The organism is Bradyrhizobium embrapense (genome assembly GCF_001189235.2).
Classification (GTDB): Bacteria; Pseudomonadota; Alphaproteobacteria; order Rhizobiales; family Xanthobacteraceae; genus Bradyrhizobium; species Bradyrhizobium embrapense.
Genome location: NZ_LFIP02000003.1, coordinates 869212 through 890867 on the forward strand (window position 1 = coordinate 869212; position 21656 = coordinate 890867).

A 21656-nucleotide genomic window follows, 5' to 3' on the forward strand; every position below is an offset into this window, starting at 1 on the left:
GAAGAGGGGGTTTCGACGCGGCCGAACTGGCCACTATGCTTAATGTTGCGTATAGGAACTGGCACGAAACGGAGACTTGCGTGCCGATCGAGAACACAGCTGCCGGCGAGCTTGAGCTCATCGTGCCCAATCTGCACCGACGCTATTCGGGTGTCACCGCGACCAACCGTATGGTCGCGCCGAAGCTTGCCAAGATGTTTCGCGCAGCCTGGCTGGGCTCGCATCGGCCCGATGGCATCGACGCGATCGGATTTTCCGATCTGATGCGGCTGCGGCGGCGCGCGCGGCCTGTGATCTGGCACGCGCGGCGCAATGATGAGATGATCGCAGGCCTTTTGCTGCGCGCGTTCGGCTGGCCGCTGAAACTGCTGTTCACCTCAGCCGCGCAGCGCCATCACACCTGGCTGACGCGCTGGCTGATCCGCAACCAGGATGCGATCATCGCCACCAGTCCGCTGTCGGCATCCTATCTGAAGCGCGAGGCCACGGTGGTAATGCACGGCGTCGACACCGATCGCTATGCGCCGCCAGCCGATCGCGCTGCCGCCTTTGCCGAGAGCGGGTTGCCGGGACGCTATGCGATCGGCTGCTTCGGACGGGTGCGCGCGCAGAAGGGCAGTGACGTCTTCGTCGAGGCGATGTGCAGGCTGCTGCCGAGCTATCCCGATTTCACCGCCGTCATCGTCGGCGCCGTGGTGCCGGAGCAACTGGCCTTTGCCAGCGAGCTGAAGCGGAAGATCGAGGCCGCCGGCCTGCAATCGCGCATCATCATCACCGGCGAATTACCGATCGAGGATGTCGTGCGCTGGTATCAGCGGCTGACGGTCTACGCCTTCACCTCGCGCAACGAAGGTTTCGGCCTGACCCTGATCGAGGCGATGTCGGCCGGCGCGGCGCTGGTGGCTGCGCGCGCGGGCGCCGCCGAGTTCGTGGTCGATGACGGCACCACCGGCGTGCTGACGCCGCCGGGCGATGTCGACGCGCTGGTGGCGGCGCTTGAACCCCTGATGCGCGATCCGGCCGCGGCCGCGGCGATGGGGGCGCGGGCGCGCCAACGAGTTGTGGATAAGTTCAGCCTCGATGCGGAGGCGAGCGCGATCGCTGCGGTCTATCGCGCCCTGATCTGAGCCAGTACGCGCTCGGCGATATCGACGACCTCTTCGGCCGCGATGTCGCGCATGCAGCGATGGTCGTTCATGGTGCAGACCGTGCGCTGGCACGGCTGGCACGGCAGCTTGCTCTTGCTCTGCCGCACCGTGGCGGCGAGATCATTGAGGGGAGCCCACAGATAGGGGTCAGTCGGGCCGAAAATGCCCATGGTGGGGGTGCCGATCGCGGCCGCGATGTGCATCAGCCCGGAGTCGTTGGCGATAGCGACGCTGGCCGCGGCCATCGCCAGCACCCCGTTGCGCAGATCGGTGCCGGTGAGATCGCGGACCCGCGCACCGCCGGCGGCTGCGATTTCCTGCGCCAGCGCCTTTTCGCCGGGGCCGCCGACCACCCAGACGTCGAAGCCATGCTCGGCGAACAGCCGCGCGGCTTCCGGGTAATAGGTCCAGCGCTTGGAGGCGCCGACCGAGCCGGGCCCGAGCGCGACGGCGCGGCCGGTGCCGAGACCGTTGGCTTGCCGCCATCGCCCGATCTCGTCGGCAGAAACCCGGAGTTGCGGCACCGGCCATTCGAGCGGACGGGGAGCGCCGTCAGGCAGCGCCAGCACGGCGTTCTTGTCGATGAAGCGCGGCAGCTTCTTTTCGCCCCAACGCATCGCATTGATCAGGCCGAACCGCGCCTCGCCGAAGAAGCCGACCCGCTCGGGGATCCCCGCCAGCGCCGGCGCAATGGCGGACTTCCACGTGCGCGGCATCACCAGCGCGGTGGCATAGTTCCGCTTCCGAAGCTCGGCTGCCAGCGCCCGCTGCTGAGCCAGCGCCAGCCGGCTGCGCGGCAGGTCGAACACGAGCCCGGCGCGGACGCCGGGCATATAATCGACCAGGGGCGCGCAAAGACTGGACGTCAGAAGGTCGACCGGCCGGTTGGGCCAGCGCTTGCGGAGCACCCTGACCACGGTGTGGCCGCGCACGAAATCGCCAATCCAAACATAGGGCACGATGAGGATCGGTCTGGTATCCTCGGTATCCTGGGTTTCGATGTCAGATATTGAATCAATATTCATTTTTAAGCGGGCCAAAGCCGGTTCGGCGCGGCCAAGTCGGTAACCGGTTCGCGATGTGAGGTAAAGCCGTCGTTGCCTGTGGCGCGGGAGTGGGGCAAAGCTGGCGGCTGCAAAGGAATCTGGCGGGATTTCATCATGTTTCTGGTAACCGGGGGCGCCGGTTTTATCGGATCGAACGTCGTGGCCGCGTTGAATGACGCCGGGCGCAGCGACGTCGCGGTCTGCGACATCCTTGGCAGCGATGGCAAGTGGCGGAACCTGGCCAAGCGCCAGATCGCCGATTTTGTGCCGCCAGCCGAGTTGATGGCCTGGCTGCAGGGCCGGCGGCTGGATGGCGTCCTCCATCTCGGCGCGATCTCGGAGACCACAGCGACCGACGGTGATCTGGTGATCGAGACCAATTTCCGTCTTTCGATGCGCTTGCTCGACTGGTGCACTGCGACCGGAACCCCGCTGATCTATGCCTCGTCGGCGGCCACCTATGGCGACGGCGAGCAGGGTTTTGACGACGATGGTTCGGTGGAGGCGTTGAAACGTCTGCGGCCGATGAACCTGTATGGCTGGAGCAAGAACCTGTTCGATCTCGCCGTCGCCGAGCGCGCTGCGAAAGGCGACGCTCTGCCGCCGCAGTGGGCGGGTCTGAAATTCTTCAACGTGTTCGGCCCCAACGAATATCACAAGGGCTCGATGATGAGCGTGCTGGCGCGCCGCTTCGACGACATCAGGGCAGGCCGCGTCGTGCAGTTGTTCAAGTCGCATCGCGAGGGTATCGCCGATGGCGATCAGCGCCGCGACTTCATCTATGTCGACGACGTCGTGCGGGTGATGATGTGGCTGGTCGCGACGCCGCGGGTCTCCGGCCTGTTCAATGTCGGCACCGGCAAGGCGCGCAGCTTCAAGGACCTGATCGTCTCGGCCTATGGCGCGCTCGGCCTGCAGCCGAACATCCAGTATGTCGACATGCCCGAGCAGATTCGCGGCAGTTACCAGTATTTCACCCAGAGCGTCGTCGATCGTCTCGGACGCGCCGGATACAATGGCGGTTTTACGCAGTTGGAAGACGCGGTCGGAGCCTATGTGAACGGCTTTCTCGATCGCGCGGATCGCTATCGCTAGAGCGGATGACGGTGACTGATGTTCGATTTTGAAGCGATCTCGCGTGCAATGTCCGGCCAGACCGTGCTCTGCGTCGGCGACCTCATGCTCGACGAGTTCGTGTATGGCGAGGTGTCGCGGATCTCGCCGGAGGCGCCGGCGCCGGTGATCGCGGTGAGGCGCAGCGAGAGCAATATCGGCGGCGCCGGCAACGTCGCGCGGAACATCGCCGCGCTCGGCGGCCGCTGCATCTTCGTCGGCCTGATCGGCGAGGATGCCGCCGGCACGGTGCTATCAGAGGCGCTCGCGAAGGAGGCCGGCATCGAGACCGTGCTGGTGCGCGACGCCGCCCGCCCGACCACGCGCAAGGTGCGCTTCGTCTCCGAACAATTCTCGACCCATATGCTGCGCTCCGATTGGGAACTGGCTGCGCCCGCTGCGCCGGTCATCGAACAGCAGCTGATCGATGCGATCCTGCCGCGCCTTGCGCGCGCCGACATCGTGTTGCTGTCCGATTACGCCAAGGGCGTGCTGACCGCGCGCGTGATCCGCAACGTGATCGACGCCGCGCGCCAGGCGGGCAAGCGCGTGATCGTCGATCCGAAGAGCGCCAATCTCGCGATCTATCGCGGCGCGAGCGTGTTGACGCCGAACCGGAAGGAATTCGCCGAGGCAACCCGCAGCCGTGCCGACAGCCAGGACAGCATCGCGCAGGCCGCTCCCGATGCGATGGTCCTCGCCGATTGCGAGGCGATGCTGGTGACGCAGGGCGAGCGCGGCATGACGCTGGTGACGCGGGAGGACGGTTCGATCCACGTGCCGGCGCTGCCAGTCAAGGTGCGCGACGTCTCCGGCGCCGGCGATACCGTTGCTGCGGCGCTGGCGCTTGCGTTGGCTGCTGGTGCCGACTGGGACGGCGCGCTGCGGATCGCGAGTGCCGCAGCTGCGGTCGCGGTCGGCAAGACCGGGACCGCGATCGTCAAGTCCGCCGAATTGCGGCGAAGGATCCTGCCGCACGCGTCGCTGGCGGCCGAGGAGAAGATCGTCCCGGCCCGCGGCGATATCGACGCATATCTCGAGGAATGGCGCAGGCAGGATCTGCGGATCGGCTTCACCAACGGCTGCTTCGACATCCTGCATCCCGGCCACGTCAAGGTGCTGACCGCCGCGCGCGGCGCCTGCGACCGCCTGATCGTCGGATTGAACAGCGACGCCTCGGTGAAGCGTTTGAAGGGCGAGGGGCGTCCGGTGCAGAACGAGCGCGCCCGGGCCGAGGTGCTGGCGGCGCTGGAAGCCGTCGACCTCGTCGCAATCTTCGAGGAGGACACGCCGATCGATCTGATCGCGAAGGTGCGGCCGAGCGTGCTGGTCAAGGGCGGCGACTATACCCGCGAGCAGGTGGTCGGCCACGAGATCGTCGAGGCCGCCGGCGGCGAGGTGGTGCTGGTCGAGATTCTGCAGGGCCACAGCACGACGTCGCTGGTTGCGCGGGCCCGTGAGGGCAAGGCGTGAGCGCGAGCATGGCATCCCCGGCAGGCGCCGCGGCGTGCCCGGCCTGGCGCGATCCGGCACGCTGGCAGACCACGACCGACGTGGTCGCGGTCCTGATTGCGGTGTCGCTGCCGTGGTCGACCTCGCTGGTCGGCATCTTCGGCGTGGTGCTGCTGATCACGATTGCGCCGACCATCGACCTGCGGGCGTTCTGGACGCTGTTGAAGCGGCCGATCTGCGTGGCGCCGATCGCGCTGTTTTGCCTCGCGCTCGCCGGCACGCTCTGGTCGGACGCCGCCTGGGGCGCCAGATTGTACGCGGTCGGACCGACCGCAAAGCTGCTGGTGCTTCCGGTCCTGCTCTATCACTTCCAGCGCTCGACCCGTGGGACATGGGTGTTCGTGGCCTTCCTCGTCTCCTGCACGCTGCTGATGCTGATGTCGTGGCTGGTGCTTGCCTATCCCCACCTCGCGTTGCGGGCGCCGGCCCCCGGCGAGCAGGGCGTCTTCGTCAAGAACTACATCGACCAGAGCCAGGAATTCACGCTGTGCGCGGTCGCGCTGGCGTATCCGATCGTCATGCTGCTGCGGGCCAATCGCATCCTGCCGGCCGCGTTGCTGGTCGGGATCGCGCTCAGCCTGTTTGCCAACATGGCGCTCGTGGTGGTGTCGCGGACCGCGCTGGTGACCGTTCCCATCATGTTCGCGGTCTTTGCGCTGCTGCATCTGCGCTGGCGCAGCATCGTACTGATCCTGTGTGCGGCCGGCGCGTTGTCCGTGGCCGCGTGGTATGCCTCGCCACAACTGCGCGCGACGGCCGATTCATTCCAGCGCGACTACAAGCTCTACATGGAGCGCAACGAGCCGACGTCGCTTGGTTTGCGGCTCGAATTCTGGCGCAAGTCGCTCGGCTTCTTCGCCGAGGCCCCCGTCATCGGCCATGGCACCGGCTCGACGCGGGGCCTGTTCGAGCGCGTCGCGACCGGCGGTGTGACTCAGGCTTCCGGTGAAGTGATCGGAAACCCCCACAATCAAACGTTGAACGTCGCGGTGCAGTGGGGCATTGTAGGTGTAGCGATACTGTACGCGATGTGGCTGCTGCACTTGTTGCTGTTCCGCGGCGACAGCCTCGTCAACTGGATCGGGCTTCTCGTCGTGGTACAGAATATCTCAAGTTCGTTGTTTAATTCACACATCTTCGACTTTCATGAAGGCTGGATGTACGTGCTGGGCGTCGGCGTTGCGGGCGGTATGGCGTTGAAGGGGCGATTGGGGACGGATATGGAACCCGAGCCTCCGATCCGTCCATGATCGCTGGCAAGGGCCCCGCAGATACGCTACAGCCTGCCCATGTCCCGTCGCGAACTCCCAGTTGCCAGCAACACGTCCGTTAGATGACGCGCCTTTCACAATTCACCTCGCGCAACTTCCTGATCCTGGCACATGACGCGCTCGCTACGACGTTCGCGTTGCTGGCGAGCTTTTATCTGCGCTTCGAGGGCAGCCTGCTTACCGATCGGCTGCCGCATTTGCTGCGCATTCTGCCCTGGTTCGTGCTGTTCAGCGTCGTGGTCAGCTATTTCTCGAATCTGACCACGGCGAAATGGCGCTTCACCTCGCTGCCGGACGCGGTGAACATCCTGCGGGTCGCAGCGGTGCTGACGCTCGCGCTGGTCGTGGTGGACTACGTCTACTTCTTCACCGGGGCGAATTCGCCAAGTCCGGTGTTCCTCGGCCGGGTCACGATCATCCTGTTCTTCTTCCTCGAGGTGTTCGCGTTGAGCGCGCTGCGCCTCGGCTATCGCTACTTCCGCTATTCGCGCACGCGTCTTCATGCCCGATCCGACAATGCCGCGTCGGCGCTGCTGGTCGGGCGCACGGCCGATGCCGAAGTCGTCCTGCGCGGCATCGAGAACGGCGCCATCAAGCGGCTTTGGCCGGTCGGCGTGCTCTCGCCGTCGGCCGCGGACCGCGGCCAGATGATCCGCAACATTCCCGTGGTCGGCGGCGTCGATGATATCGAAGCCGTGATTCGGGATTTCGAAAGCCGCCAGCGGCCGATCACGCGCGTGGTCATGACGCCCTCGGCCTTCGAGCCGGATGCGCATCCGGAAAGCGTGCTGATGCGCGCCAAGCGGCTCGGTGTGATGGTCAGCCGCCTGCCGTCGCTGGAGGGCGGCGATACGCCACGGCTCACCAATGTCGCGGTCGAAGACTTGCTGCTGCGCCCGAGCCAGAAGATCGACTATGCGCGGCTAGAGACGCTGGTGAAGGGCAAGTCCGTCATCGTGACCGGCGGCGGCGGCTCGATCGGCGCGGAGATCTGCGAGAGGGTCGCGACCTTCGGCGCGGCGCGCCTCCTGGTCGTCGAGAATTCGGAGCCGGCACTCTATGCAGTCACCGAGGCGCTGTCCGCGCGTGATGCCGGCCCCGAGATCGAGGGCCGGATCGCGGACATCAGGGATCGCGAGCGCATCACGCGCCTGATGAGCGAGTTCAAGCCCGACATCGTGTTCCATGCCGCGGCGCTCAAGCACGTGCCGATCCTGGAGCGCGACTGGAGCGAAGGGGTCAAGACCAACATCTTTGGATCGGTGAACGTCGCCGACGCGGCGCGTGCGGCGGGCGCGAGCGCCATGGTGATGATCTCGACCGACAAGGCGATCGAGCCGGTGTCGATGCTGGGCCTGACCAAGCGGTTCGCCGAGATGTACTGTCAGGCGATGGACCATGACCTGATGACCGAGGCCAAGGGCAAGCCGCACATGCGGCTGATCTCGGTGCGGTTCGGCAACGTGCTGGCGTCCAACGGATCCGTGGTGCCGAAGTTCAAGGCCCAGATCGAGTCCGGTGGACCGATCACGGTGACCCATCCGGACATGGTCCGTTATTTCATGACGATCCGCGAAGCCTGCGATCTCGTGATCACCGCCGCGACGCACGCCATGACGCCTGCGCGGCCTGACGTCTCGGTCTATGTGCTGAACATGGGGCAGCCGGTGAAGATCGTCGATCTCGCCGAGCGGATGATCCGCCTGTCGGGCCTGCAACCGGGCGTCGACGTCGAGATCGTGTTCAGCGGCATCCGTCCCGGCGAGCGGCTGAACGAGATCCTGTTCGCAAGCCAGGAGCCGACGCTCGAGATCGGCGTCGCCGGCGTGATGGCCGCCAAGCCGAACCAGCCGCCGATGTCGACGCTGCGCAAGTGGCTCGCGGCGCTGGAAGATGCGATCGACAGAGATGACCGTGTGACCATCCGTGCCGTCCTGCAGGACGCCGTGCCCGAGTTCGGATCGAATGCCGCCTGACCGCGCCGTCCTGCGGGGCGATCGGGCAGGACCGTCTCGAAAGCCATTGATGCCCAGTGCACGAAAAGTCGTGGTCGCCAGCCAGCATTATCCGCCGGACCACAGCACGACCGCCGCGATCATGTCCGCGATCGCTGAACGGATCGCGCAGGAAGCGGACGTGGTGGTAGTCTCCGGGATACCGGGCTCGGCGCGGGCGCCGGCGCCGGGGCGGCCCGTCGTCGTCGAGATCAGGAACCGGTTGCCAGGCAAGGCGGCGCTGCTCAAGCGCGCGCTGGCCGAGACGCTGTTCACGGTGCGGATGTTCTTTGCGTTGTTGTCGCGGCTCAAGCGGGGCGATGTGGCGCTGACGGTGACGGCTCCGTTCGCGCTTCCCTATGCGGTTGCTGCCGCGGCAAGGTTGAAGGGGGCGAAGTCGGCGTTGATCCTGCACGACCTGTTTCCGGACGTTCTCGTGATGGCCGGGCTGCTGCGGCCGACCTCGCTGGTTGCCCGGGCGATGCGCGCGATCAACGCGCTGATGTTTCGTGCCCTGAGCATCGTCATCGTCATCGGCCGCGACGCCGAGAAGCTGTTGTTGCGCTATCGCGGAATGACACCCGACAAGATCAGGTTCATCCCGAACTGGGCCACGCTCGCCCCCGGCAATCGCCCCGTCAGCCCCGATAATCCGTTTCGCAAGGCGATCGCTGCCCGCTTCGTCGTCGGCCTGTCCGGCAATCTTGGTTTCACCCACGATCCGGATATCGTCTTCGAGGCCGCGCGGCTGCTCCGCGACGAACGCGATATCCATTTCCTGCTCTCGGGATGGGGCATGGGCTTTGCACGGCTGAAGGAGCTGCAGGCCGAGGCGCAGCTCACCAACGTCACGCTGGTCGAGCGCGTCGCGGACAGCGAGCTCGATGCGCTGCTCTCCAGTGCGGACGTCTGGCTCATCCCCTATCGCAAGGACGTCGCCGGCGTATCGGTGCCGAGCCGGTTCTATAACCTGCTCGCCGCTGGCCGGCCGGTCATCCTGGTGTCCGAGCCCGAGGCCGAGGCCGCGCTCACCGTCAGCGAGAACCGGCTGGGCTGGGTCGTCACGCCGGGAAGGCCCGATCAACTCGCCGAAGCCATCAGGCTGGCGTCGCAATCGCAGGACTCCGAGATGGCCGGGCGCGCCGTCGCGACCGCACGGACCTTCAGTCCCGAGCGGGCGCTGTCGGGTTATGCCGCGCTGGTTGCGGAGCTGTTATCCAATCACGATGTGGAGCGGACAGCATGAATGATCGCCGCCCGACGGTTCTGGTCACGGGTGCGAGTGGCTTTGTCGGTCGCCATGTGGTGCCCGAGCTGGAGCAGAACGGCTGGATGGTGCGACGCGCGGTGCGCACCTCGCCGCTAGACGCAAACGACGTGGCGATCGGCTCGCTCAGTCCCGTCACCGATTGGCGTGCCGCGCTCGATGGCGTGGACGCCGTCGTTCATCTTGCCGCTCGCGTTCACCAGCAGTCCGATGAACAGGCGATCGAGCTCTACCGCAACGTCAATATCGAGGGCACGCTGCATCTGGCGCGTTCGGCGGTCGCGGCGGGTGTTCGGGACTTCATTTTTGTCAGCACGATCCTGGTGCACGGGCGCAGCAACTACGGGCGCCCGCCGTTTCGCGAGGACGACGTCCTGACGCCCCGCGGCCTCTACGGAAACTCGAAGGCGGCCGCCGAAGTAGGGCTGAAGGGGATCGTGCCGGGCAGCGGCATGAGGGTGACCGTGATCAGGCCGCCGCTGATCTACGGCGCCGGTGCGAAAGGAAACTTCGCCCTGCTCAAGCGTGCGGTGATCAATCGCATGCCGCTTCCGCTCGCCTTCGTGAAGAATCGCCGGGCGTTCCTGTCGGCGGAAAACCTGGCGTCGTTCATCCTGTACCGGTTGTCGCGACCGGGAAATGAATTCGATGTGTTTCTGGTGGCCGACCGCGAGCAGGTCTCGACCCGGGAGTTCGTCGAGCGCCTCGCCCGCGCGGCAGAAACCTCGCCGCGTCTGTTCTGGCTGCCGTCGCCGCTCCTGAAGGTGTCGCTCACGTTGGGCGGCCGCAAGGAAGCCTATGACAGCCTGTTCGCCTCGCTTGAGCTCGATCTGTCCAAGGTCGCAAGCACCGGATGGCAGCAGCCGATCAGCCTCGACGAGGGGCTGCGGCGCGCGCTGCGCCGAACCGATATCTAGATTTTGTTTTGGCGCGTTTTCTTCACGCGAACCGGTAACGCTCCGGCCCGATCAGAACGGTCGCGAGAACCGGCGCAGTTGCCAGCCGACGGCGAGCGCGCCGGCCAGCAACAGGACGATGTCTGCTGCGAGGGAATTGAGGGCGACCGAAGCGAATGCCAGCAGCGCCAGCACCACGTTGAGTGCAAAGATCTCGCCGACGACGCGCCATACGGTGAATCCGTTGTCGGTCGCGCGCTGATAGAAATGTGAGCGGTGCGCGGACCAGAACGGCTCGCGCCGCGCGATGCGGCGAAACAGCGTTACTGTCGCATCGGCCAGATAATACAGCGGCAGTAGCAGGGCGGCGGCAAATTGCTGATGCAATGCAAGCTCGAGCAGGCACCAGCCCAGCAGCAAGCCGATCGGCAGGCTGCCGACATCGCCGAGGAATATCCTTGCCACCGGCCGGTTGAACGGCGCGAAGCCGAGCAGCGCGCCGCACAGCGCTGCCGCGACCAGCGCGCAAGCAGCGGGAACGTGGCCGAAGCTGCCGAGCAGGGCGACGGCCACCGTGATCGGCACGGCCTCGGCCGCCGTCATCAGGTCGAGCCCGTCCATGAAGTTGACGAGGTTCACGAACCAGAGGCCGGCGATCAGCAGCAGACCGCGTTCGAGCCAGAACGGGCAGGCCGGAACGAGCCCGAGATCGGCCGGCGCCGAAAACACCAAGGCTGCAACGGCCGCCGCCTGCAGCAACAGCCGCGGGACGACGGGCAGCGACCGGATGTCGTCGGCAAAGCCCACCACCGCGATGAACAGGCAGGCCGCGAACACCGTGATCGGTATCGTCAGGTCCGGCGATCCGGCCATTGCGATGACGATCCCGCCCGCCAGCAGCGTGGCTGCGATCACCGCGATGCCGGCGCCCTGCGGCGTTGGAATGCGGTGCGACGAGCGCGCGTTCGGCTTCGCCAGCGCGACGCGCAGCAGCAGTGGCCGCGTCGCCCGGATCAGGACGGCCGAGATCGATGCGGCCAGCACCGCCGCGATCAGTGACAGGAGGGTTTCGAAACTGCTCATTCCGGCCCGTTTATTGCGATCCCGGGACTTCGATCGGCTCGGCGCCCTTGGCCGCCTTTTCCGGGCTCAGGATCCACACCAGGCCGCCGAACACACCGACCACGAACGACACCGCGCCGAACAGCAGCGAGATGTTGACGCCCTCATTCGCGATCAGGCCGGCGTAGCCGAAGGCGAGCGCCATCGTCGCCTCGCGCACGCCCCAGCCCGCGATCGAGATCGGCATCATCGTGATCAGCATCACCGGCGGCAACAGCTGGAAGATCTGGCCGAAGGTGACCGGGGCCGCGATCGATTTCACCACGCACCAGCCGATCACGACGGTCACCACGTGAATGGCGATCGAAAGGGTCGCGACCCGCCATCCGTGCTCGCGGCTGAACAGCACCCGGTTCGCGATGACCGCGCAGGCGTGGATGTGGTGCGTTGCCCACCACTGCTTCAGCCAGGGCCACGGCAACAGGCCGATCACGAGGAAACCAAAGCCGGCCGCAAGCGCGGCGAGGTCGAGCAGCAGCAACGCCAGCCAGCCATTTGTATCGGCGATCAGCCGATAGCTCCAGGGCAGGGTGGCCGCGATGACGACGGCAAGCGCGATCAGTCCGACCGCGCGATCGACGAAGATCGAATAGGTGGCCGCGCGCCAGCCCGCACCGGCGCGCGCGACAAGCCAGAGCCGCACGGCGTCGCCGCCGATCGAGGACGGCAGTGTCTGGTTGAAGAAGGTGCCGATCACGTTGAAGCGCATCGCCTGTGCGGTTTCCAGCGGTGCGCCGCATTCGACGCTGATCTCGCGCCACCGCAACACCCCGAGGAAGATCTGCAGAAAAGTGACCGCGATCGCGAGGCCGAGCCAGCCGAGGCTCTCGGCCTGGATGCGGGAGGCGAGGTCATACAGGTTGACCTTGCGCAGCGAGAAATACAGCAGCGCAGCCGAGATCAGGATCTTGACGGTCGAAAGCAGGATTCGGCGCATTTCCGTTCGCGCTGCCAGGTTTTCAGAATGTGTCAAAAACAGCGCAAAACGCTTTCGCGCGCCCAAATTCGCCGCCTTGGTATGGTTTCCGCGCCGATCTGGCAATACCCGTGCCGACCCTATTGCGGCCCGCTCGACGGGGCGGCTAAAGAGGCCGGGCTGGGAGGAACAGCACTCAGCTGGGCTTACAATACGGGTAAAATCCGACCAGACGTGCGGGGGCACGCGTGATACTGCTCGGATCGTGCTTTGGAGGTAACCCGGCCGCCCGCTGCGGCTGCCCGGGAAAAATCTTAGTGTGTCGTCCGCGGGCACGACAGGACTTGAGGTATTGATGGACCGGCGAATAATCCCCCTGATCATGTGCGGCGGCGCAGGCACGCGGCTTTGGCCGGCATCGCGCGAGGTGCATCCGAAGCAGTTCCTGTCGCTGTTCGGGGCGCGCTCGACCTTCCAGGAGACCCTGCTGCGCGTTTCGGACCCGACCTTGTTCGAACGTCCCATCGTGATCACCAACGAGGCCTATCGCTTCATGGTGCTGGAGCAGCTGGCCGAGATCGGCCGCGAGGCCGATGTACTGCTGGAGCCGATGCGCCGCGAATCCGGGCCTGCGATCGCGGCCGGTGCGGCATTCGCGCAGAGCCGGGACGGCGAAGCGATCGTGCTGGCGCTCGCCGCCGACCATCTGGTGCGGGATACGCCGGCCTTCGTCGCGGCGTGCCGCGGCGGACTGGTGGCGGCCGAAGCCGGCCGCATCGTGACCTTCGGCGTCAAGCCGGAACGGCCCGCCACCGAATACGGCTACATCAGCCCGGGCGAGGTGGTCGCCGGCGAGGTGCGCGCGGTGGCAAAATTCGTCGAGAAGCCGGATGCCGCGACCGCGGCAGGCTATATCGATGCGGGCTATCTCTGGAACAGCGGCAACTTCATGTTCCGCGCCGGCGTGCTGCTCGACGAGTATCGCAAGGTCGATGCCGGCAGCATCGCGGCGGTGGAGCAATCGGTCGCGACCGCGACGCGCGATCTCGGCTTCGTCAAGCTCGATGCGTCGGCGTTCGGCGCGGCAAAGGCGATCTCGATCGATTACGCCGTGATGGAGAAGACCGCGCATGCCGCGGTGGTGCCGGTGGCGTGCGGCTGGTCCGACATCGGCTCGTGGCGCCAGGTCTGGGAGCTCTCCGACAAGGACAGTCTCGGCAACGCGGCGCGCGGCGCGGCGGTGTTCGAGGACTCCCGCAATTGCAACGTCTCGACCGACCGGGCGCTGGTCGCGCTCGAAGGCGTCGACGACCTCGTCGTGGTCGCGACCCAGGATGCCGTGCTGGTGTCGCGCCAGAAGGATGCCAACGGGCTGAAGCGGCTGGTTGCGAAATTGAAGGTGGCGGCGCCCGGGGTGACCGAGAACCACATCAAGGTGCATCGCCCCTGGGGCTCCTATCAGTCGGTCGACAATGGCGACCGCCACCAGGTCAAGCGCATCATCGTCAAGCCGGGCGGGCGGCTGTCCTTGCAGAAGCATCATCACCGCTCCGAGCACTGGATCGTGGTGCGTGGTACCGCCCAGGTCACCGTCAACGAACTGGTCAAGACGGTGCATGAGAACGAGTCGATCTACATCCCGATCGGCGCGGTGCACCGGCTGGAGAATCCCGGCAAGATTCAGCTCGAGTTGATCGAGGTGCAGACCGGCAGCTATTTCGGCGAGGACGACATCATCCGCATCGAGGACGACTACCGGCGCAGCTGAGGCGCGCCGGTTCCCGCGCCGATCGCCCGGCGCGGGACGATGTAACTCTTTGAATCAAAACGTGTCCGGATTTCGTCCTTGGCAATCGCCACATTTGTGACGCCGTGCTATAGCGGCTGCCAACGAAGCGGGGTGATTTGCGCCAGAGGCGCAGATCGGGATGAGGGGCCTTGGTCTTACTCCCTCGGAGCCGGGATGGCTCCCTGAGGAGCCGGGACAACCGCCAGAACGCTACTTGGGGTCTACGATATGAATGCAAAAGTGTCCGCAGCCGGCGCGAGGGCCGATATCGGCCGCGCCTTGCGCGTCGGCGTGATCGGCGCCGGCGTGATGGGCAGCAACCATGCCCGCGTGCTGGCCGGACTGCCCGGCGTCCTGCTGATCGGCATCGTCGATCCGCTGCCGGAGCACCGCACGCGCGCCATCGACCTGGTCGGTTGCCGCGCCTTCGAGAGCCTCGATCAGCTGCTTGCCGAAGGCATCGATGCGGTGACGATCGCAGCCCCCACCCACCTGCATCACGAGATCGCGCTCGCCTGCATCGCCCGCAACATCCACATCCTGGTCGAGAAGCCGGTCGCATCCACGGTCGAAGAGGGCCGTGAGATCGTCGCGGCCGCCGAGCGAGCCGGCGTCACGCTGATGGTCGGTCATGTCGAACGTTTCAACCCGGCGGTCGCCGCGATCAAGCAGGCGATCTCGGGCGAGGATATCCTGTCGATCGGCATCACCCGGGTCGGCCCGTTCCCGCCGCGGATGTCCAATGTCGGCGTCGTGATCGACCTTGCCGTGCACGACATCGACCTGATCCGCTGGTTCACCGAGTCCGACATCGTCGAGGTGCAGCCGCAGCTCTCGAGTGCGGTCGCCGAACGCGAGGACATCGCGCTGCTGCAATTCCGCACGGCATCCGGCGTGCTCGCCCACATCAACACCAACTGGTTGACGCCGTTCAAGGCGCGCAACGTGACGGTCGCGACCCGCGGCAAGTACGTGATGGGCGACCTGCTGACGCGCCAGGTCACCGAATGTTTCGGCTTCAAGCCGGACGGCAGCTATTCGATGCGCCATTTGCCGGTCGGTCACGACGAGCCGCTGCGCGCCGAGCTGATCGCCTTCCTCGATGCCGTACGCAGCGGCAAGCTGCCGGCAGTGTCCGGCGACGAAGGCGTCGCGAGCCTCGAGATCGCGATCCGCTGCCTGGAATCGCCCGCGCGGCCGGCCGCCTCGACGATGCGCAAGGGACCCCGCCGCATCGCCGGCTGATTGCCTCCACTGGCTGATTGTCATCCATTCAACACGTGCAAAGAGCTTCCATGAACCAGCATATGCAGCTTGAGCCCATTCCCTTCATCGATATCGCCGCGCAGCGCCGGCGGCTTGGCAAGTCGATCGATGATGCGGTCGCGCGCGTGCTCGACCATTGCCAGTTCATCAACGGCCCGGAAGTCACCGCGCTGGAGAAGGCGCTGGCGGACTATACCGGCGCCAAGCATGTGGTGAGTTGCGCCAGCGGCACCGATGCGCTGCTGATGGTCCTGATGGCGAAGAATGTCGGGCCGGGCGATGCGGTGCTGTGCCCGACCTTCACCTTCTGCGCGACCGGCGAAGTCGTGACGCTGACCGGCGCGACGCCGGTGTTCGTCGATGTCGATGAGGAGACCTTCAACATCGACGTCAATTCGCTGAAGCGCGGCATTGCGACGGCGCGCGCCCGCGGGCTGAAGCCGGTTGCAGTGATCCCGGTCGACCTGTTCGGCCAGAGCGCCGATCACGACGCGATTGGTGCGGTCGCCGAGGCCGAGGGCCTTTTTGTGTTGGATGATGCCGCGCAGGGCTTTGGCGCAACCTACAAGAACCGCAAGCTCGGCACCTTCGGGCTCGCGACCGGAACCAGCTTCTTCCCGGCCAAGCCGCTCGGCTGTTTCGGCGACGGCGGCGCGGTCTTCACCGACGACGAGGAACTCGCGCGCACGCTGCGCAGCATCCGCGTCCACGGCCAGGGCTCGGACAAATACGACAACGTGCGGCTCGGCCTCACGGCGAGGCTCGACACCATGCAGGCGGCGATCCTGCTCGAGAAGCTGAAGATATTCGACGACGAGATCGCGGCGCGCAACAAGGTCGCGGAACGCTATTCGCGGGCGCTCGGCAACCTCGTCGCGGTGCCGCGCGTGGCTCCGGGCTGCACCTCGGTGTGGGCGCAGTACACCATCCGTCTGACCAACGGCATCGATCGTGACGCCTTCGCAGCCACCTTGAAGGCGCAGGGCGTGCCGACCATGATCTACTATCCGAAGTCGGTCCATCAGCAGACCGCCTACAGCCACTATCCGGTCGCCGACGGCGGCCTGCCGGTCAGCGAGCGCCTGTCGAAGGACGTCATCGCTCTGCCGATGCACCCCTATCTCGACGAGGCGGCGCAGGACCGCGTCATTGCGGCTGTGCGCAGCGCGCTACAGGCATGATCCCGAAAAGTGGCTCCCGGTTTCGGGCAGGATCATGCTTAAATCGTTGACGGCCTGATACGTCATTTTGACGTAGGGTGATGATGCGCTAGAAGCAGCCATGCTTGGGCGCATCTTCACCGTCGGCGGCTATACCCTGCTATCGCGGGTCACCGGGTTCGCACGCGACATCATGCTCGCGGCGATCCTCGGCGCCGGGCCGGTCGCCGACGCCTTCTTCGTGGCATTGCGGCTGCCCAATCATTTCCGCGCGATCTTTGCCGAGGGTGCCTTCAACGCCGCCTTCGTGCCGGCCTACGCCCACGTCCATGGCGAGCGCGGCGAGGCGTCGGCGCGGCTGTTCGCCGACCGCATCTTCACGCTGCTGTTTGCCTCGCAGGTGGTCCTGCTGGTCGTGGCGATGGCGTTCATGCCGCAGGCGATGAGCATTCTCGCGCCGGGCTTCACCGACGACGCATCCCAGCGCAAGCTGGCGATCGAACTGACGCGGATCACGTTTCCCTATCTTTTGCTGATCACGCTGGTGACGCTCTATGGCGGCATGCTCAACGTGATGCATCGCTTCGCCAGCGCCGCCGCGGCGCCGATCTTCCTCAACCTCGCCATGATGATGACGCTGGCGCTGGCGGCGTTCTTCCCCAGCGCCGGCCATGCCGCGGCCTGGGGCGTCCTGATCTCGGGCTTCCTGCAGTTTGCCCTGCTCGCCGGCGACCTCGCCCGTCACGGCGGCCTGCCGCGATTCGCGCCGCTGAGGCTCGACGAGGACGTCCGCGCCTTCTTCCGCGCGCTGGGGCCGGCGACCCTGGGCTCGATGGGAACACAGGTCGCGCTGTTCGCCGACACCATTATCGCGACGTTCCTCCCCGCCGGCGCACTGTCGGCGCTGTATTACGCCGACCGTCTCAATCAACTGCCGATCGGCGTGATCGGGATCGCGATCGGCACCGTGCTGCTGCCGGAGATGTCGCGGCGCCTGACCGCCGACGATCACACCGGCGCCATGGCCGCGCAGCGCCGCGCCTTCGATTTCACGCTGCTGTTCTCGGTGCCGTTCGTGGCGGCGTTCCTGACGGTCGCCGATCCGATCATGCGTGCGATGTTCGCCCGCGGCGCGTTCTCGAAGGCCGATGCTGCCAGCGCCGGCGCCACGCTCGCGGCCTATGCGGTCGGCCTCATTCCCTTCGTGATGATTCGCAGCGCGGTTGCGACCTTCTACGCCCGCAAGGATACCGCAACCCCTGTCAAGGCGGCGCTGACCGGGGTCGCGGTCAATGTCGCGCTGAAGATCGCGCTGGTCGGCTCACTGGCGCAGGTGGGCTTAGCGCTCGCGACCGCGGTCGGAGCCTGGGTCAATCTGCTGCTGGTGCTGATGTTTGCCATCCGCCGCGGCTATCTCGCGTTCGATCGCGCACTGATTCGCTCGTTCGGCACTTTCGCGCTGTGCGGCGTGCTGCTCGGGCTCGCGCTGTGGCTGACCTCGCATTTCGCCTATGTATGGTTCGCGCCGATGCAGCACTTCCGCGATGAAATGATCCTGCTGCTGCTGGTTGCGGTCGGCATCTTCGTCTACGCCCTCTCGATCCTCACGCTGTTCGGCCGCGGCTGGCTGTTCGCGCTGCGCCGCGTATAGTTTTACCTTTCAAATCAAATGCATAGGAGCAGACCGCGGGATAGCGCCGGGTGCGGCGGAAAGCGGTTTGCGCTTCGCCGACAACCACGCCAATATGCGCAAAACACACCAAGGCAATTGGAGAGATGATGGCAGCTCCCATCAAGTTCGGCGTCGGACAAAGTGTACGGCGCAAGGAGGATGACGCTCTGATTCGCGGCAAGGGCCGCTATACCGACGACGTCGCACCGTCTCCCGCATTGCACGCGCTGATGCTGCGCTCGCCGCATGCGCACGCGACCTACACGATCGATGTTGGCAAGGCCCGCGGCATGCCCGGCGTGGCGCTGATCCTGACCGCGGCCGATGTCGCCGAGCTCGGCGGCCTGCCGTGCCTGTTCAATCTCGAAACCGATCCGTTCACCGCACCGCCTTACCCTATCCTCGCCAAGGACGAGGTGCGCCATGTCGGCGACGCCATCGCCTTCGTGGTCGCCGATACCGTCGACCATGCCCGCGACGCGATCGAGGCGATTGACGTCAAATGGACGCCGCTGCCGGCGGCGGTGGGTCTCGTCAATGCGGTGAAGAAGGGCGCGCCGCAGGTGTGGCCGGACAAGCCCGGCAACGTGCTGTTCGACGTCTCGATCGGCGACAAGAAGGCCGCGGAAGACGCGTTCGCCAAGGCGCATGCGGTGGCCGAGATCACCATCGTCAATCCGCGCGTCATCACCAATTTCATGGAGACGCGCGCCGCCGTCGCCGAGTACGACGCCAAGAGGGATCATCTGACGCTGACGATCGGCAGCCAGGGCAGCCATCGCCTGCGCGAGATCCTCTGCGACATGATCCTGAAGATGCCGAAGGAGAACATGCGGGTGATCTGCCCGGATGTCGGCGGCGGCTTCGGCACTAAGCTGTTTCCGTATCGCGAATATGCGCTGATCTCGGTCGCGGCGCGCAAGCTCAAGAAGTCCGTCAAATGGACCGCCGAGCGTTCCGACCATTTCATGGGCGACGCGCAGGGCCGCGACAATCTCACCACCGCGAAGATGGCGCTCGCCGAGGACGGCAAGTTCCTCGGCATGGATGTCGACCTGATGGGCGACATGGGCGCCTATCTGTCGACGTTTGCGCCCTACATCCCGCATGGCGGCGCCGGCATGCTGCCGGGTCTCTATGACATCAAGGCCTTCCACTGCCGCGTCCGTACCGTGTTCACCAACACGGTGCCGGTCGACGCCTATCGCGGCGCGGGTCGTCCGGAGGCCGCCTATGTCATCGAGCGGCTGGTGGACGCTGCCGCGCGAAAGCTCGGCATGACGCCGGACGCCATCCGGCGGAAGAATTTCATTCCGCCGAAGTCGCTGCCCTATACCACCGCGACCGGCAAGGTCTACGACTCCGGCGACTTCGTCGCGCACATGAAGCGCGCGATGGAGATCGCCAACTGGAAGGACTTTCCGAAGCGCGCCAAGGCCGCCAAGAAGGACGGCCTGGTGCGGGGCATCGGCATGGCGAGCTATGTCGAGGTCTGCGGCACCATGGGCGAGGAGACCGCCAATGTCGCGCTCGATCCCAACGGCGACATCTCGATCCTGATCGGCACGCAGTCGAGCGGGCAAGGCCACCAGACCGCGTATGCGCAGATCGTCGCCGAGCAGTTCGGCGTGCCGCCGGAGCGCGTCCATGTGCTGCAGGGCGACACCGACAAGATCGCGACCGGCCTCGGCACCGGCGGCTCGGCATCGATCCCGTCCGGCGGCGTCAGCGTGCAGCGCGCGACGCATGAGCTCGGCAACAAGCTGAAGGAGCTTGCGGCGCAGGCGCTGGAAGCCGGCACCGGCGACCTCGAGATCGCCGATGGCCGCGTCCGCATCGCCGGCACCGACCGCTCGGTCAGCTTTGCCGATCTCGCCAAGCGTCCCGGCGGCGATACCTCGAAGATGAATGCGAGCGCGACCTTCGCCAGCGCCGACGGCACTTATCCGAACGGCACGCACCTCGCCGAAGTCGAGATCGATCCCGCCACCGGCATCATCAAGATCGTCAGTTACGTCATCGTCGACGATTTCGGCGTCACGCTCAATCCGCTGATGCTCGCGGGCCAGGTGCATGGCGGCGCGATGCAGGGCATCGGGCAGGCGCTGATGGAGCAGGCGGTCTACAGCCCGACCGACGGTCAGCTCGTCACCGGCACATTCATGGACTATGCGATGCCGCGCGCCGCCGACGGGCCGTCCTTCGTGTTCGAGACCCACAACGTGCCGTGCACGACCAACCCGCTCGGCGTGAAGGGTGCCGGCGAGGCCGGCGCGATCGGCTCGTGTCCGGCGGTCGTCAACGCGATCGTCGAGGGGCTGCATCGCGAATACGGCATCGACCACATCGACATGCCGGCCACGCCGGAGCGGGTCTGGATCGCGATCCGCGAGGCGCAGCGCCGCCATAATCTCTGATAAAATTGTCGCAGGCGGAATGAAGATTCCGCCTGCGGTGTTTGCAAACAAGGCCGGCCGCGTTCCCGCGGACCGGACAGAGCAGGATTGAGGGGTTTTGCGGATGAAGCGGTTTGTCGTCGTTGCAACGATGCTGGCGTTGAGTGCGGGGGCGGTGGTGGCCGACCAGGACCAAGTCAAGGTGACCCAGGCCCAGATGAAGGAAACCGGCAAGAACGCCGGTGCGCTCGGCGCCATCATCAAGGGCGAGAAGCCCTACGACCAGGCAACGGTCGACGCTGCGCTGGCCAAGTTCGAGGACACCGCCAAGAAGCTGCCGGCGCTTTTTCCTGAAAGCAGCAAGGGCCTCAAGACGGAAGGCGATTACTCCGCCGGGCCGAAGATCTGGGAAGACAAGGCCGGCTTCGAGCAGCACATCGCGAGCTATGCCAAGGCGGTCTCCGATGCCAAGGGCAAGATCAAGGATGTCGACACGCTGAAGGCCGAGCTGACCGTGATCGGCAAGCAGTGCGGCGGCTGCCACGAGACCTATCGCCTCAAGAAGGGCTGATCGCCATTTCGATCAACGAAAAGGGCGGACGCTGCAAGGCGTCCGCCCTTTTTTGTGCCGGCCGTTTCTTGTTGGTGTGACTCTACTTGGTGACCTGTCCGCGGATCTCTCCGCCCGGGTTGGCTGCGGTGTGGACGTTGACATAATACTTGCCGGCGAGGAGATCGGCGGCCTGCGCGTCGGTCAACGTCGCGCTACCCTCGACCGGGCTCGACGTCGCGTTCGGGATCGCAACCGCGACACCGGAATTCTTGCCGGCCTCGGCCGGGCCGTGGAAATGCGCGGCGGTCGCCGGGCCCGACAGGCCGGAATAAGTCAGTTTCCAGCTCAGCTTCTTGGTGGCGGCATCGTAGTCGATGTCGGCGGTGCCGGTCCCGGCGCTGGCGTTCGCCGGCACTTCGGACTTGCCGTCCAGCTTGGCCTGCAGCTTCTCGGCAAAGGCCGGACCGGCGAGGGCGATAGCGGCGCCCAGCGTCAGCGTGGCAAGCAAGGTCTTGTTTGGCATGGTTCTCTCCCC

General features: G+C 65.9%; 17 protein-coding genes. 13 read left to right on the forward strand and 4 right to left on the reverse strand.

The window, feature by feature from the left end; translation table 11 throughout:
- The first annotated feature begins 80 nt into the window (after nucleotides 1–80).
- On the forward strand, nucleotides 81–1127 hold the full coding sequence (locus tag AKN83_RS18095) for a glycosyltransferase family 4 protein (RefSeq protein WP_050403556.1): 1047 nt from the start codon (nucleotides 81–83) through the stop codon (nucleotides 1125–1127).
- Here the strand turns inward: AKN83_RS18095 and waaF are convergent.
- Nucleotides 1109–2173 carry a lipopolysaccharide heptosyltransferase II gene (waaF, locus tag AKN83_RS18100; RefSeq protein WP_050403555.1) on the reverse strand — a complete coding sequence of 355 codons (1065 nt, stop codon included), beginning with the start codon at nucleotides 2171–2173 and terminating at the stop codon, nucleotides 1109–1111. The genes AKN83_RS18095 and waaF overlap by 19 nt on opposite strands.
- A gap of 135 nt (nucleotides 2174–2308) precedes the next feature.
- On the opposite strand from waaF, the gene rfaD reads away from it, so the two are divergent.
- The 6 genes from rfaD to AKN83_RS18130 all read left to right on the forward strand — a co-directional run bounded on the left by rfaD (nucleotide 2309) and on the right by AKN83_RS18130 (nucleotide 10268).
- Nucleotides 2309–3289, forward strand: coding sequence for an ADP-glyceromanno-heptose 6-epimerase (gene rfaD / locus AKN83_RS18105; RefSeq protein WP_050403554.1), 981 nt, complete (start codon nucleotides 2309–2311; stop codon nucleotides 3287–3289).
- 18 nt (nucleotides 3290–3307) lie between these two features.
- Entirely contained in the window at nucleotides 3308–4780 is a 1473-nt protein-coding gene (rfaE1, locus tag AKN83_RS18110) for a D-glycero-beta-D-manno-heptose-7-phosphate kinase (protein ID WP_050403553.1), read from the forward strand.
- Nucleotides 4781–4788: 8 nt separating this feature from the next.
- On the forward strand, nucleotides 4789–6069 hold the full coding sequence (locus AKN83_RS18115; protein ID WP_050403552.1) for an O-antigen ligase family protein: 1281 nt from the start codon (nucleotides 4789–4791) through the stop codon (nucleotides 6067–6069).
- A gap of 83 nt (nucleotides 6070–6152) precedes the next feature.
- Nucleotides 6153–8066: a nucleoside-diphosphate sugar epimerase/dehydratase gene (locus AKN83_RS18120; protein WP_050403551.1), complete on the forward strand. Its 1914-nt coding sequence runs from the start codon at nucleotides 6153–6155 to the stop codon at nucleotides 8064–8066.
- Nucleotides 8067–8115: 49 nt separating this feature from the next.
- The gene (locus tag AKN83_RS18125) at nucleotides 8116–9330 is read left to right on the forward strand and encodes a glycosyltransferase family 4 protein (protein ID WP_050403550.1); all 1215 of its coding nucleotides are present in this window, start codon (nucleotides 8116–8118) and stop codon (nucleotides 9328–9330) included.
- Nucleotides 9327–10268, forward strand: coding sequence for an NAD-dependent epimerase/dehydratase family protein (locus AKN83_RS18130; RefSeq protein ID WP_050403549.1), 942 nt, complete (start codon nucleotides 9327–9329; stop codon nucleotides 10266–10268). The genes AKN83_RS18125 and AKN83_RS18130 overlap by 4 nt, the downstream gene beginning before the upstream one ends.
- Before the next feature lie 51 nt (nucleotides 10269–10319).
- Here the strand turns inward: AKN83_RS18130 and AKN83_RS18135 are convergent, their stop codons facing one another.
- On the reverse strand, nucleotides 10320–11330 hold the full coding sequence (locus tag AKN83_RS18135) for an MraY family glycosyltransferase (protein WP_050403548.1): 1011 nt from the start codon (nucleotides 11328–11330) through the stop codon (nucleotides 10320–10322).
- Nucleotides 11331–11340: 10 nt separating this feature from the next.
- Nucleotides 11341–12306 carry a lysylphosphatidylglycerol synthase transmembrane domain-containing protein gene (locus AKN83_RS18140; RefSeq protein ID WP_050403547.1) on the reverse strand — a complete coding sequence of 322 codons (966 nt, stop codon included), beginning with the start codon at nucleotides 12304–12306 and terminating at the stop codon, nucleotides 11341–11343.
- 334 nt (nucleotides 12307–12640) lie between these two features.
- On the opposite strand from AKN83_RS18140, the gene AKN83_RS18145 reads away from it, so the two are divergent.
- The 6 genes from AKN83_RS18145 to AKN83_RS18170 all read left to right on the forward strand — a co-directional run bounded on the left by AKN83_RS18145 (nucleotide 12641) and on the right by AKN83_RS18170 (nucleotide 21139).
- Nucleotides 12641–14053: a mannose-1-phosphate guanylyltransferase/mannose-6-phosphate isomerase gene (locus tag AKN83_RS18145; protein ID WP_050403546.1), complete on the forward strand. Its 1413-nt coding sequence runs from the start codon at nucleotides 12641–12643 to the stop codon at nucleotides 14051–14053.
- 249 nt (nucleotides 14054–14302) lie between these two features.
- On the forward strand, nucleotides 14303–15319 hold the full coding sequence (locus AKN83_RS18150; protein WP_050403545.1) for a Gfo/Idh/MocA family protein: 1017 nt from the start codon (nucleotides 14303–14305) through the stop codon (nucleotides 15317–15319).
- A 50-nt stretch (nucleotides 15320–15369) separates the two neighbouring features.
- Nucleotides 15370–16521: a DegT/DnrJ/EryC1/StrS family aminotransferase gene (locus tag AKN83_RS18155; protein ID WP_050403544.1), complete on the forward strand. Its 1152-nt coding sequence runs from the start codon at nucleotides 15370–15372 to the stop codon at nucleotides 16519–16521.
- Nucleotides 16522–16621: 100 nt separating this feature from the next.
- Nucleotides 16622–18151, forward strand: a complete 1530-nt coding sequence (gene murJ, locus AKN83_RS18160) for a murein biosynthesis integral membrane protein MurJ (RefSeq protein ID WP_050403543.1) — start codon at nucleotides 16622–16624, stop codon at nucleotides 18149–18151.
- A 128-nt stretch (nucleotides 18152–18279) separates the two neighbouring features.
- Complete coding sequence (locus tag AKN83_RS18165; protein ID WP_050403663.1) at nucleotides 18280–20589, forward strand: xanthine dehydrogenase family protein molybdopterin-binding subunit; 2310 nt, start codon at nucleotides 18280–18282, stop codon at nucleotides 20587–20589.
- Nucleotides 20590–20692: 103 nt separating this feature from the next.
- Nucleotides 20693–21139: a c-type cytochrome gene (locus tag AKN83_RS18170; RefSeq protein WP_050403542.1), complete on the forward strand. Its 447-nt coding sequence runs from the start codon at nucleotides 20693–20695 to the stop codon at nucleotides 21137–21139.
- 82 nt (nucleotides 21140–21221) lie between these two features.
- Here the strand turns inward: AKN83_RS18170 and AKN83_RS18175 are convergent, their stop codons facing one another.
- Complete coding sequence (locus AKN83_RS18175; protein WP_050403541.1) at nucleotides 21222–21644, reverse strand: CHRD domain-containing protein; 423 nt, start codon at nucleotides 21642–21644, stop codon at nucleotides 21222–21224.
- Nucleotides 21645–21656: the final 12 nt, after the last annotated feature.

What these genes read in the sequence shown, in the direction of transcription:
- waaF (WP_050403555.1), bottom strand. Translation starts at nt 2,173, where the DNA reads ATGAATATTGATTCAATATCTGACATCGAAACCCAGGATACCGAGGAT.
- rfaD (WP_050403554.1), top strand. Translation starts at nt 2,309, where the DNA reads ATGTTTCTGGTAACCGGGGGCGCCGGTTTTATCGGATCGAACGTCGTG.
- rfaE1 (WP_050403553.1), top strand. Translation starts at nt 3,308, where the DNA reads ATGTTCGATTTTGAAGCGATCTCGCGTGCAATGTCCGGCCAGACCGTG.
- AKN83_RS18115 (WP_050403552.1), top strand. Translation starts at nt 4,789, where the DNA reads ATGGCATCCCCGGCAGGCGCCGCGGCGTGCCCGGCCTGGCGCGATCCG.
- AKN83_RS18120 (WP_050403551.1), top strand. Translation starts at nt 6,153, where the DNA reads ATGACGCGCCTTTCACAATTCACCTCGCGCAACTTCCTGATCCTGGCA.
- AKN83_RS18125 (WP_050403550.1), top strand. Translation starts at nt 8,116, where the DNA reads ATGCCCAGTGCACGAAAAGTCGTGGTCGCCAGCCAGCATTATCCGCCG.
- AKN83_RS18130 (WP_050403549.1), top strand. Translation starts at nt 9,327, where the DNA reads ATGAATGATCGCCGCCCGACGGTTCTGGTCACGGGTGCGAGTGGCTTT.
- AKN83_RS18135 (WP_050403548.1), bottom strand. Translation starts at nt 11,330, where the DNA reads ATGAGCAGTTTCGAAACCCTCCTGTCACTGATCGCGGCGGTGCTGGCC.
- AKN83_RS18140 (WP_050403547.1), bottom strand. Translation starts at nt 12,306, where the DNA reads ATGCGCCGAATCCTGCTTTCGACCGTCAAGATCCTGATCTCGGCTGCG.
- AKN83_RS18145 (WP_050403546.1), top strand. Translation starts at nt 12,641, where the DNA reads ATGGACCGGCGAATAATCCCCCTGATCATGTGCGGCGGCGCAGGCACG.
- AKN83_RS18150 (WP_050403545.1), top strand. Translation starts at nt 14,303, where the DNA reads ATGAATGCAAAAGTGTCCGCAGCCGGCGCGAGGGCCGATATCGGCCGC.
- AKN83_RS18155 (WP_050403544.1), top strand. Translation starts at nt 15,370, where the DNA reads ATGAACCAGCATATGCAGCTTGAGCCCATTCCCTTCATCGATATCGCC.
- murJ (WP_050403543.1), top strand. Translation starts at nt 16,622, where the DNA reads ATGCTTGGGCGCATCTTCACCGTCGGCGGCTATACCCTGCTATCGCGG.
- AKN83_RS18165 (WP_050403663.1), top strand. Translation starts at nt 18,280, where the DNA reads ATGGCAGCTCCCATCAAGTTCGGCGTCGGACAAAGTGTACGGCGCAAG.
- AKN83_RS18170 (WP_050403542.1), top strand. Translation starts at nt 20,693, where the DNA reads ATGAAGCGGTTTGTCGTCGTTGCAACGATGCTGGCGTTGAGTGCGGGG.
- AKN83_RS18175 (WP_050403541.1), bottom strand. Translation starts at nt 21,644, where the DNA reads ATGCCAAACAAGACCTTGCTTGCCACGCTGACGCTGGGCGCCGCTATC.